Here is an 11222-nt window from a genome sequence, read left to right as displayed (position 1 = left end):
TGGTGTACCGCTGATCAACGACCACTCTGATGACGCTCACGCGGATGGTGTGCTCTGCGCAGCGAAATAAAGGAGGAGCGAAGCGGGGGACATTCGCGGAGCAGAGCACACCGTCGGCGTGGGCGTCGCCCTGAACAAAGCCCTCAACGAACGAGCAGCAGCGCCCCCTAGAACTTAGGCAACCCCGGAGGATTCGTCTCGGACTTCGGCAGGGCCTCCTCGGCCAGGCTCCAGCGAGCAAGCGCCTTCGCGTAGGTTCCGTTGCGAATCAGGTTGTTCGTCGCCGTCGTCAACGCCGTGGCCAACCCGCTGCCCTTGCGCGTGGCGATTGCCACGTCCGACTTCAACGGCCACCCCGCGTTCACCGTGCCCACCAACCGAAGCTGCCCATTTTTCGCTGCCTCATAAGCCTGCGGCGCATTCGGGTTGAAGTTCGCATCGACCCGCTTCGTCGTGACCGCCAACCAGCGCGTCACATCGTCGTCGTAGTACTGGAACTCCGCCGGCTTCAGGCCCGCTGCGACGTTCTGCTTGTTCCACTCGAGCAGGATGCGTTCCTGGTTCGTGCCCGCGCCCGTCGTCAGCTTCAGGCCCGCGATGTCCTTCGGCACCTTGATCGACTGGATCGGGCTGTCCTTGCGCACGTAGAAGCCGTGCAGGCCCAACCGGTAGGTCGAGAAGTCGAACTTTTCCTTTCGCTGCTCCGTCACGCCCACGTTCGAAATCACCGCGTCGTACTTGCCCGAACTCAGGCCCAGCGGCCAGTCGGGCCAGGCGATGGGCTGCAGGTCCAGCTTCAGGCCCAGCGCTTCAGCGATCAGGTGGGCGAAGTCGGGGTCGAAGCCGACCACCGTCTTGGCATCCGAGCCGTAGGTGGATATCGGCGGCGCGAACGGCGCGATCGCGATGGTCAGCACGCCCTCTTTCACGAACTTGAAGTTCGGCGGCGTGGCGTTGACGGCCTCGGCGTCCTTGCCCGTGTGCACACGGCCGCGCTGCTCGGGGCTGAAGTCGAACTGGTCGGCGGCTTGCGCCGTTGCGAAGGTCATCGCCAGCGCCAGGCCGAGAGCGGCGACCCGCACGCCGGTGCGGCTTTTTCTTGTTTTGAACGACATGGTGACGGCGGCCTCAGTTCTTCGGCAGGCCGGGCGGATTGGTGCGTGCCACCTCGATCGCCTCGGAGCTCAGGTTCCAGCGCGACAGCGCCTTCGCATAGTTGCCGTTCTTGATCTGCGCATTCAGCGCCACGGTCACGGCCTCGGCAATGCCGGAGCCCTTGCGCGCGGTCACGGCGATCTCGGCATTCAGCGGCCAGCCGCCGGAGAACAGGCCCGCGAGGCGGGTCTTGCCGTCGCGTGCCTCGTAGGCGGCAATGGCGTTGGGGCCGACGTACGCGTCGGCGCGGCCCGACTGGATGGCCAGGCGCTGCACCACATCGTCGTCGTAGTACTGGATCTCGACCGGCTTCAGGCCGGCGGCGACGTTCTGCTTGTTCCAGCGCAGGATGATCTGCTCCTGGTTGGTGCTGGCGGTCACGATGATCTTCAGGCCCGCGATGTCCTTCGGCTCCTTGATCGGGCCGATCTTGCTGTCGGACTTCACGTAGATGCCGAGCTGGTCGTTGCGATAGGTCGAGAAGTCGAACTTCTCTTTTCGCTCTTCCGTCACCGTGACGTTCGACACCACCACGTCGAACTTGCCCGACTGCAGGCCCAGCGGCCAGTCGGCCCAGGCGGTGGACACCAGCTCCAGCTTGCGGCCCAGGCTGTCGGCCACCAGCTGCGCGATGTCGGGGGCGTTGCCCACGGGCGTCTTGGTGTCGGTGGCATAGGCCGCGAACGGCAGGCGTCCGGTGGTGGTGCCGACGACCAGCACGCCTTCTTTCAGGAACTTGAAATCCTTCGCGAGCTTGACGGCCTCGTCGAGCTTCTGCGCGCGCGGCCGGCCCGCCTGCTCGGGGCTCAGGTCGGTGGCGGGTGTCGACTGGGCCGATGCGGCCAGCGGCAGCAGGAAGGCTGCAACGGCCAGGGCGGACAGAATATTTCTACGGTGGGTCATGTGGGGCGATGCAGTAGGGGAAAAGAGAAAAAGGAAAGAAGGAAAAGGTCAAAGAACCTTGGCCAGGAACTCCGTCGTGCGCGCGTGCTCCGGCGCGTTGAACACTTTCTCCGGCGTGCCGGTTTCGAGAACCCGGCCCCGCTCCATGAAGACGATGGTGTCGGCCACCTCGCGGGCAAAGCCGATCTCGTGCGTCACGATGACCAGCGTGGTGCCGGAGCGCGCCAGCTCCTTGATGACGGCCAGCACCTCGCCCACCAGTTCGGGGTCGAGCGCCGAGGTGGGCTCGTCGAACAGCAGCACCTTGGGCTTGAGCGCGAGCGCGCGGGCAATGGCCACGCGCTGCTGCTGGCCGCCCGACAGCTGGCGCGGGTAGGCATGCGTCTTGTCGGCCAGGCCCACGCGCACCAGCAGTTCGGAAGCCAGCGCCTCGGCCTCGGGCCGCGACAGGCCGCGCACCGACACCGGCGCCTCGACGATGTTCTCCAGCACCGTGAGATGCGGGAACAGGTTGAAGTTCTGGAACACCATGCCCACGTCGACGCGGCGCTTGAGAATTTCCTTCTCGTGCAGCTCGTACAGCGTGTCTTCGTCGCGGCGGTAGCCGATGAGCTCGCCGTCGATGGCAATGAAGCCGTCGTCCACGCGCTCCAGGTGATTGATGGCGCGCAGCAGCGTCGATTTGCCCGAGCCCGACTGGCCGAGGATGACGGTCACGCTGCCCCGCGGCACGGTGAGCGTCACGTCGTCGAGCACCTTGAGCGCACCGAAGCTCTTCGAGACGCCGTGGATGGTGACCTCGCCGCCCAGCGTGAGCGCATCGGTCCACTTCGGCACCTGCACCGGACCCGACACGTCGGCGTCGGCAACGGCGGCCACGGGCCCGGCCACCGGCGCCCTCGCCCGCCCCACCAGCCCGCGCACCACGCCGCCCAGCCACGACGTGGGCGGGTTGCGCAGCGCACCGCGCGAGAAATGCCGCTCGATGTAGTGCTGCACCACCGACAACCCGGTCAGGATGATCAGGTACCAGACCGTTGCCACCATCAGCAGCGGAATCACTTCCAGGTTGCGCCGGTAGATGATCTGGATCGTGTAGAACAGCTCGGGCAGCGCCAGGATGTACAGGTTCGACGTGCCCTTGGCCAGCCCGATGATGTCGTTGAAGGCGGTCGGCAAGATGGTGCGCATCGCCTGCGGCAGCACGATGCGAAAAGACTGGCGCCGGCGCGACAGGCCCAGCGCCGCGGCCGCTTCGAGCTGCCCCTGCTCCACCGAAAGAATGCCGCCGCGCACGATCTCCGAGGCAAAGGCCGCCTGGTTCAGCGTGAGGCCCAGCAGCGCCGCGATGAAGGGGCTGATCAGCTGCGTGGTCGGGTACGAGAAGAACGTGACGTCGGTGAAGGGCACGCCCAGCGACACCGTTTCGTACAGGTAGCCCAGGTTGTTGATGATCAGCAGCAGCACGATCACCGGCACCGACCGGAAGATCCAGGTGAACACCCACGACAGCCGCGCCAGCAGCGGCGAGCGCGACACCCGCGCCAGCGCCAGCCCGGTGCCGAAGAAGAAGCCGAGCAGCGCGCCCAGCGCGGTCAGCAGCAGCGTGCGGCCCAGGCCTTCGAGCACCGGCTCGGCGAAGAACCATTCGGCGAACACGCCCCAACCCCAGCGCGGATTGGTCAGCACCGAGTGCAGCACGATGCCGATGACGAGCACCGCGAACACGGTGCCCACCGTGCGCGCCGGATACCTTGCGGGCACGACCCGAAAGTGCGAATAGTCGCCCTTGGCCGGCGCGCTGCGCGGTTGCTGCGCGACGGGCTCGGGCCTCGATGCCGGCAGCGGCGCGCGCGCCGGTGCGGGGTTGCGCGGCTCGGGGCCGGCGTCCAGTACGGTGGTGTTCATCGCTGCGCCGCTCCGGCCAGGGCCGCCGGGGCGTGGCCGTGATGGCGCGCCGTGGCCAGGTGCTTTTCGAACGGCAGCTTGCGCGGCGTCTCGGGGTCGGCAACCTCGTCGAACAGTGCGGTGTAGCCGTGCCCGCGGTACAGGCCCACGGCCTCGGGCTGCCGGAAACCGGTGGTGAGGTAGATGCGCTCGTAGCCCTGGCGCAGCACCTGCGCTTCCAGCTCCAGCAGCACCTTGCTGGCCAGACCCTGGCGCCGCAGGTCGGCATGCGTCCACACGCGCTTGAGCTCGGCCGTGCGCTCGTCGTGCCGCATGAAGGCGCCCCCGCCGATGGCCACGCCATTGCGCAGCAGCAGCACGAAGTTGCCGTGCGGCGGTGCGAACACCTCGGCCGGATAGCGGTCGATCTCGCGCGGGGCACCCGGCTCGCGCAGCACGTCGCCGTAGCGGCTGTCGTACTCGAAGGTCAGGCCCTCGATCAACGGTCTTGCGCGCGGATCGAGCGGTGTCGTGTAGAGGAATTGTTCGCTCATGGGGTGGCTTCCTTCAGGGGTTCTTCGGAAAGAAAGCGCTCGGCCAGCCGCACCCAGTAGATGGCCGCCGGCGCGAGGATCGCGTCGTTGAAGTCGTAGTTCGGGCTGTGCAGCGACGCGCTGTCGCCATTGCCGAAGAACACGTAGCTGCCGGGGCGTGCCTGCAGCATGAAGGCGAAGTCTTCGCTGGCGGTGCGCGGGCGGAATGCGGCGTCGACGCGGCCGGCGCCGAAGGTGTCGAGCGCCACCTCGCGGGCGAAGGTGGTCTCAGCCTCGTGGTTGATGACGGGCGGAAAACCCAGCCGGTAGCTCACCTCGGCGGTGGCGCCGAAGCTCTCGGCCTGCGCGCGGGCCAGCGCCGGAATGCGCTGCTGCAGAAGGTCGCGCACCTCGGGCCTGAAGGAACGCGCCGTGAGCTTCAGCTCCACGCTGCCGGGAATCACGTTGGAGGCGGCGCCGCCGTGGATGGAGCCCACCGTGACCACGCCCATGTCGAGCGGGTTGACGTTGCGCGACACCACCGTCTGCAGCGCCGTGATCAGGTGCGCGCTGACCACCACCGGGTCGACCGTCTCGTGCGGCTGCGCGCCGTGGCCGCCCTTGCCGCGCACGGTGATCTCGGCCTGGTCGATGGCCGCCATGGCGGGCCCCGACACGCAGCCGACGTGGCCCGCGCCCACGCAGGGCCAGTTGTGCAGGCCGAACACCGCATCGCAGGGGAAGCGCTCGAACAGGCCCTCGTCGATCATCTTCTTGGCGCCGGCGCCCAGCTCTTCGGCCGGCTGGAAGATCAAATGCAGCGTGCCGCTGAACTCACCCGACTGCGCAAGAAAGCGCGCCGCCGCCAGCAGGATGGCGGTGTGCCCGTCATGGCCGCAGGCATGCATCACGCCCGCATTCACGCTGGCGTAGGCCAGGCCCGTGGTCTCGCGGATCGGCAATGCGTCCATGTCGGCGCGAATGGCCAAGCTCTTGCCGGGGCCGCGCCGCAGCGTGCCGACCACGCCGGTGCCGGCAATGCCGGTCGTCACTTCATAGCCCCAGGCGGTCAGGCGTTCGATGACCAGCGCGGAGGTGCGGTGCTCCTGGAACGACAGCTCGGGGTGCTGGTGAATGTCGCGCCGCAGTGCGATGAACTCGTCGCCGTAGCCGGCAATGGCGGATTCGACGCGGTGGATGTCCTTGACGACGGAGCGCGGCAGTGCGGCGCCCATCAGGCGGCCTTCTGCGCGGCGGGCGCGGTGCCTTCTTGCGGCGCTGCGTAGCGGCTCGCCTTGCGCGGCAGGCCGAGGTGGTCGCGCAGCGTGTGGCCGGGCAGCTCGCGCTGGTAGCGCCCGCGTGCCTCCAGTGCCGGAATCACGAACTCGATGAAGTCGTCCAGCCCCTGCCCCAGCACCGGAAAGCCAAGGATGAAGCCATCGGCCGCGCCCTCGTCCACCCAGCGGATGATCTCGTCGGCAATGCGCTCGCCTGTGCCGACGAACTGCGTGCGCGGCGTGGCGACTTCGAGCGCCACTTCACGCAGCGTCTGGCCCTTGGCCCTGGCGTTGGCCTTGATGCGGTCGGTGGTCGATCGAAAGCTGTTGCGGCCGATCTCGCCCAGTTCGGGAAACGGCGCGTCCAGCGGGTACTGGCTGAAGTCGTGGTGGTCGAAGAAACGGCCCAGATAGGCCAGCGCCTCATCGACCGTCAGCAGCTCGCGGATGGCGCGGTACTTGGCTTCGGCTTCTTCCTCGGTGGCCGCAACGACCGGGCCGATGCCTGGAAAGATCTTCACGTCGTCGGCCTGCCTGCCTTGCGCCACCGCGCTGGCCTTGACCTGCTTCAGGAAATTGCGCGTCTCCTCGATGGAGGGCGAATGCGTGAACACCGCGTCGGCATACTTGCCCGCGAGCCCGACGCCGGCGTCCGAAGAGCCGGCCTGGAAGATCACCGGCTGCCCCTGCGGCGAACGCTGGATGTTCAGCGGGCCCGACACCTGGAAGAAACGCCCCTTGTGGTCCAGCGTGTGCAGCTTCTCGCGCTCGAAGAACTGGCCGGTCTCGCGGTTGCGCGCAAAGGCATCGTCGTCCCAGCTGTCCCACAGGCCTTGCGTCACGGCGAGGTATTCGTCGGCGATCTCGTAGCGCAGCGCGTGCTCGGGATGGTTGCGGCTGTAGTTCTTCGCGCTGCCTTCCAGCGGCGTGGTCACCACGTTCCAGCCTGCACGGCCATCGCTGATCAGGTCGAGCGAGGCGAACTGGCGCGCCACGGTGAAGGGGTCGCTGTACGAGCTTGAAATGGTGCCCGCCAGGCCGATCTTCGAGGTCACCGTGGCCAGCGCCGACAGGATCGAGATGGGCTCGAAGCGGTTCAGGAAATGCGGAATCGACTTCTCGTTGATGTAGAGCCCGTCGGCCACGAAGGCGAAGGCAATGCCCGCGGCTTCGGCCTTCTGCGCGGTGCGCACGAAGAAGCCCAGGTTGACGCTGGCATCGGCCGGCCCGCCCGGATGCTTCCAGGAATTCATGTGGCTGCCGGCACCCTGCAGCATGACGCCGAACTTGATGTTGCTCATGACGATCGTTCTTCTTTGACGAGGGGAAAAAGGGAAAAGGAAAAGAGGCTCAAGCCAGCGCGGGTTCGCGCGCCCTGGCCAGCAGCTCGACCGACGCCGTGCGCTCCGCGAAACCGGCGACGGGGATGTCGATGACAAACTCTTCGATGCCGTGGCGCTCGCTCAGCGCATCGAGCGCGTCGCGCACTTCTTCGCCGGTGCCTGCAATGACGTGCGGGCGCCGCTCTTCGGTGCGGTAGTCGGTCACGCCGGCCTGCCGTGCGAACTCCGCCGCGGCCTCCAGGCTCGGCAGGTTCACGCTCTGCCCGGTCGGCAGGTGCACCTTGAAGCTGCGCAGCGCACCCACCAGCTCCGCGGCCTTCTCGTGCGTCTCGGCCGCGAAGGCGAAGAGCGCGAGCAAGGGCGCGCGGCCCGTGGCCGAGCGGTAGGCATCGACGGACTGCGCCAGGTTGACCGGGTCGCCGTTGAAGTGCCCCGCGTAGACGAACTCCCAGCCGAGCTGCGCCGCCAGGTGCGCGCTCTCGGGGCTGCCGCCCAGCAGCACGCGCTGCGGCAACTGAGGTGGGTTCGGCGTGGCGACCGCGCCCGCCAGTGCGTGGCCCGAAGCCACGCCGTCATGCAGGAACGCATCGAGCTCGGCCAGGCGAACCGCGAAGTCTTCCTTCTTCTTCAGTGGATCGTGCAGCCACTGCAGCGCCTTGCTGGTGAGCGGCAGGCCGCCGGGCGCCTTGCCGATGCCCAGGTCGACACGGCCCGGCGCCAGCGAAGCCAGCACGCGAAACGTCTCCGCCACCTTGAACGGGCTGTAGTGCTGCAGCATCACGCCACCGGTGCCGACGCGAATGCGCGAGGTCTTTGCCAGCACGTGCGAGGCCAGCACTTCGGGGGCCGAGCCCGCGTAGCTGCGGTTGCCGTGGTGCTCGGCCAGCCAGTAGCGGCGGTAGCCCAGCCGCTCCGCGTTTTGCGCCAGTGCAATGGTGTGCTGGAAAGCCTGCGAGGCGTCTGCGCCTTCAGGGATCAGGCTCTTGTCGAGCAGGGACAGCGAATAGGACACGGTGTGCGGCGGAAGACGCCTTTGAAAGAATTGCTGCGAATTCTGTGGGGCATCGCGCGCACCGTTTGCGCTGAATTCCTATATCGATATCTGCTGAATGCTCAGTCGCCCCGGTGGGAAAGAATCGATTGCGCCGCTTCGGCCGCACTGGCGAAAGCGGTGTCGATCAGCAGGCGTTGCGTGGTCCATGGGGCGTAGTCGTGGGCCTGCACCGAGGCCCACGTGGGCGGAACGTGGCCCGGAATATCGGCGCCGCGCTGCGTGACGCGGCGGCGGTGTTCGTCGATGTCGGAGCAGACGATCTCGACCTCGATCAAGCGGCTGCTGGTGCTTGCCGCGACGGCCCGCCACGCCTTGCGCGTCACCGGCAGCGGGTTGACGCAATCCGCCACCACCGCAAGGCCCAGCGCGAGATTGGCGCGGGCCAGTTCATAGGCGACGACGTAGCCCGCCGGCCCCACCACATCGCCCGCCAGCACCCTGGCGGACAGCAAGGCCTGCTCGATGGTGTCGATGCGCAGGTACGCGGCCCGCGAACGGGCCACGATCTCTCGCGCGATGGTGGTCTTGCCGGTGCCGGGCAAGCCACCCAGAACAATCAGCATGCGTGTCCGGGCCTCCAGCTTGGCCCTGCATGGTGCAAGGCCCGCCGCCCGCTGTCAAAGCCCTTGCGTGGCATTCACCATGACATTCGCCATGACATTCACCATGAATGCGGCAGCAGCGCCAGCACCGCTGCCGCGTGCAGCCGGCGCATGGCGCGCAGCGGCACATAGCCATGCGGCGCACGGCGCGCGATTTCGCGCGGCGAGCTCGGAGGAATGCGCCACGCCTTCGCCGTCAGGGCGAGAACATGGCGGGCCTGTGCGGCGGGGGAATCGAAGAGAAGGCGCTGTGGCATGGCAATGGATAGATGAACGCTGCGCCCGATTCTGCGCAGCGCCCTTCCCTTTGCCAAAGACGGATTGCGAGTTTCGTGATGCAGAAAATTCCACCTGCCCCGCCATGCACTGACTAGGATGATGTGTCCCCAAGCCAACAACCAGGAGAACAGACATGTCGAATCACGTGTACAAGTCGCTGGAGCTGACCGGCTCGTCGCCCACCGGCATCGAAGACGCAGTGCAGACCGCCATCGCCAAGGCCCACGAGACCGTTCGCAACATCCAGTGGTTCACCGTCACCGAGACGCGCGGGCATGTGGTCGATGGCAAGGTCGCGCACTGGCAGGTAACGGTGAAGATCGGCTTCACGCTGGAGTAGATAGCCAGCCAGCCAGGCAGTCAGCGGACCGCCCAGCGTGAAGACGGGCCGGCTTCAGGCGAAGTCGGTCGACGGTTTTTCCCAGAGATTGACGCCGCCTTCCACCGCGTACTTGTCGATCTCGGCCAGCTCTTCAGCACTGAGCGGCGCATGCGCGAGCGCCGCCACGTTGTCGATGATCTGCTCGGGCCGGCTGGCACCGATCAGCGCCGAGCTGACGCGTGGGTCGCGCAGGGTCCAGGTCAGCGCCAGTTGCGCAAGGCTCTGGCCCCGCCGCTGCGCGATCTTGTTCAGTGCGCGTGCGCGCTCCACGTTCGCGTCGGACAGGTGCTCCTGCTTCAGCGAACCGCCGCCCGGCCGGTTGATGCGTGCGTCGGCCGGAATGCCGCTCAGGTACTTGTCGGTCAGCAGCCCTTGCGCCAGCGGCGTGAAGGCAATGACACCGGCCCCCAGGTCTTCGGTGGCGGAAAGCAGGTCTTTCTCGATCCAGCGATTGAACAGGTTGTAAGCCGGCTGATGAATCAGCAGCGGCACCTTCCACTCGCGCAGCAACGCCGCGATCTCGCGCGTCTTGCCGGCCGAGTAAGAAGAAATGCCGATATAGAGCGCCTTGCCTTGCTGCACAGCCTGCGCCAATGCCGATGCGGTTTCTTCCAGCGGCGTGTGCGGATCGAAGCGGTGCGAATAGAAGATGTCGACATAGTCCACGCCCAGCCGCTTCAGGCTCTGGTCGAGGCTGGCCAGCACGTATTTGCGCGACCCACCGCCCTGCCCGTACGGCCCCGGCCACATGTCCCAGCCGGCCTTGCTCGAGATGATGAGCTCGTCGCGATACGCCTTGAAGTCTTCGCGCAGCAGCCGGCCGAAGTTGATTTCGGCACTGCCGTACGGCGGGCCGTAGTTGTTGGCCAGGTCGAAGTGGTTGATGCCCAGGTCGAAGGCCGTGCGCAGCAGCTTGCGTTGCACGTCGATCGGCGTGCTGTCCCCGAAGTTGTGCCAGAGCCCCAACGAGATGGCGGGCAGCACAAGCCCGCTGCGGCCGACGCGGCGATAGGGAATGGCGTCGTAGCGCGCGGGTGCGGCGAGATAGGTCATGAGGTGTCGTCAGCGAATAGTGAAGAGAAAAAGAGCGCGCATGGCACGCCCCCGTGCAGCATGCCCGTGCGCGCACATCGCCGCAAGCGCTGCTGTGAGCGCACGGAAGAAAAACGCGGATCGATATGCGGGATGCGTGAAAGGCAGAATCGCGTTTTCGAACTTGCCAACGGCGCCCCAGAAAACCATGGATGAACTCATTGGACTGCTTGTCGCCATCCTGGTCTGGCGAACGGCGCTGGCCACCCTCGTCGGGTTGTCGGTCGCCTTGATCCTTGCATGGCTCTTTCCAGCCTTTGGCATCGGCGCCGGCGTCTTGCTGACGCTCGCCGCATTGACTGCGGGCCTGGTTTGGGAAGCAAAGGCCGCGTCGGGGGACTCCCCACCGGTTGCCCCGAAGGCCGAAGATCAACCGGTCTCGCGGCCCATCGCATTCCTGGGCATCGCAGTGATGGGTTGCATGTGGGGCAGCGTGGCCTCGTACCTGCTCGATTCAAGCCTGATCGCCCTCTTGCTGCTGATCGCATTGCCATTTGTTCTCGGCCCCGTCGCCGGCGCGGTCACAAAAAAGCCCGTCTTCCTGAACGACTTGCTGTTTGCCGCCGCTGCATTGGCAGTGGGCTTCATGGCACCGTGGGCCATCACACAGCTTTTCTCCTGAGCCTCACCCGCCTTTCCGCACCCGATGAAGAACGCGTTGGCGGGCTGAGCCTTTGCCACGGGGGTGCTGCTGTTTCGTTCATTCAGGGCGCCG

General features: G+C 66.7%; 12 protein-coding genes. 2 read left to right on the top strand and 10 right to left on the bottom strand.

The features are described from left to right. Positions 1-167 precede the first annotated feature (167 nt). The 9 genes from DBV14_RS29965 to DBV14_RS29925 all read right to left on the bottom strand — a co-directional run bounded on the left by DBV14_RS29965 (position 168) and on the right by DBV14_RS29925 (position 9011). Entirely contained in the window at positions 168-1115 is a 948-nt protein-coding gene (locus DBV14_RS29965; protein WP_124465038.1) for an ABC transporter substrate-binding protein, read from the bottom strand. Positions 1116-1128: 13 nt separating this feature from the next. Further along, positions 1129-2058 (bottom strand): ABC transporter substrate-binding protein, encoded by a 930-nt coding sequence (locus tag DBV14_RS29960; RefSeq protein WP_124465036.1) that lies wholly within the window; start codon positions 2056-2058, stop codon positions 1129-1131. Positions 2059-2106: 48 nt separating this feature from the next. Beyond that, entirely contained in the window at positions 2107-3966 is a 1860-nt protein-coding gene (locus tag DBV14_RS34190; RefSeq protein WP_124465034.1) for an amino acid ABC transporter permease/ATP-binding protein, read from the bottom strand. After that, entirely contained in the window at positions 3963-4499 is a 537-nt protein-coding gene (locus DBV14_RS29950; protein ID WP_124465032.1) for a GNAT family N-acetyltransferase, read from the bottom strand. The genes DBV14_RS34190 and DBV14_RS29950 overlap by 4 nt, the downstream gene beginning before the upstream one ends. Beyond that, on the bottom strand, positions 4496-5713 hold the full coding sequence (locus DBV14_RS29945; protein ID WP_124465030.1) for a M20 aminoacylase family protein: 1218 nt from the start codon (positions 5711-5713) through the stop codon (positions 4496-4498). The genes DBV14_RS29950 and DBV14_RS29945 overlap by 4 nt, the downstream gene beginning before the upstream one ends. Further along, positions 5713-7062: an LLM class flavin-dependent oxidoreductase gene (locus DBV14_RS29940; RefSeq protein WP_221621929.1), complete on the bottom strand. Its 1350-nt coding sequence runs from the start codon at positions 7060-7062 to the stop codon at positions 5713-5715. The genes DBV14_RS29945 and DBV14_RS29940 overlap by 1 nt, the downstream gene beginning before the upstream one ends. 43 nt (positions 7063-7105) lie before the next feature. Then, positions 7106-8110 carry an LLM class flavin-dependent oxidoreductase gene (locus DBV14_RS29935; RefSeq protein WP_124465026.1) on the bottom strand — a complete coding sequence of 335 codons (1005 nt, stop codon included), beginning with the start codon at positions 8108-8110 and terminating at the stop codon, positions 7106-7108. A 101-nt stretch (positions 8111-8211) separates the two neighbouring features. Continuing rightward, positions 8212-8715 (bottom strand): AAA family ATPase, encoded by a 504-nt coding sequence (locus tag DBV14_RS29930; protein WP_124465024.1) that lies wholly within the window; start codon positions 8713-8715, stop codon positions 8212-8214. A 98-nt stretch (positions 8716-8813) separates the two neighbouring features. Beyond that, positions 8814-9011 (bottom strand): hypothetical protein, encoded by a 198-nt coding sequence (locus DBV14_RS29925; protein ID WP_124465022.1) that lies wholly within the window; start codon positions 9009-9011, stop codon positions 8814-8816. 155 nt (positions 9012-9166) lie between these two features. On the opposite strand from DBV14_RS29925, the gene DBV14_RS29920 reads away from it, so the two are divergent. Continuing rightward, positions 9167-9373: a dodecin gene (locus DBV14_RS29920; protein WP_124465020.1), complete on the top strand. Its 207-nt coding sequence runs from the start codon at positions 9167-9169 to the stop codon at positions 9371-9373. Positions 9374-9427: 54 nt separating this feature from the next. On the opposite strand, the gene mgrA is transcribed toward DBV14_RS29920, so the two are convergent. Next, positions 9428-10468 (bottom strand): L-glyceraldehyde 3-phosphate reductase, encoded by a 1041-nt coding sequence (gene mgrA / locus DBV14_RS29915; protein ID WP_124465018.1) that lies wholly within the window; start codon positions 10466-10468, stop codon positions 9428-9430. Positions 10469-10655: 187 nt separating this feature from the next. Between mgrA and DBV14_RS29910 the strand changes: the two genes are divergently transcribed. Then, a complete protein-coding gene (locus DBV14_RS29910; RefSeq protein ID WP_124465016.1) occupies positions 10656-11129 on the top strand; it encodes a hypothetical protein in 474 nt (157 codons plus the stop codon). The last annotated feature ends 93 nt before the right edge of the window (positions 11130-11222 follow it).

This window comes from Variovorax sp. KBW07 (genome assembly GCF_003852515.1).
GTDB lineage: Bacteria > Pseudomonadota > Gammaproteobacteria > Burkholderiales > Burkholderiaceae_C > Variovorax.
This window is presented reverse-complemented; position numbering and strand designations above follow the sequence as displayed.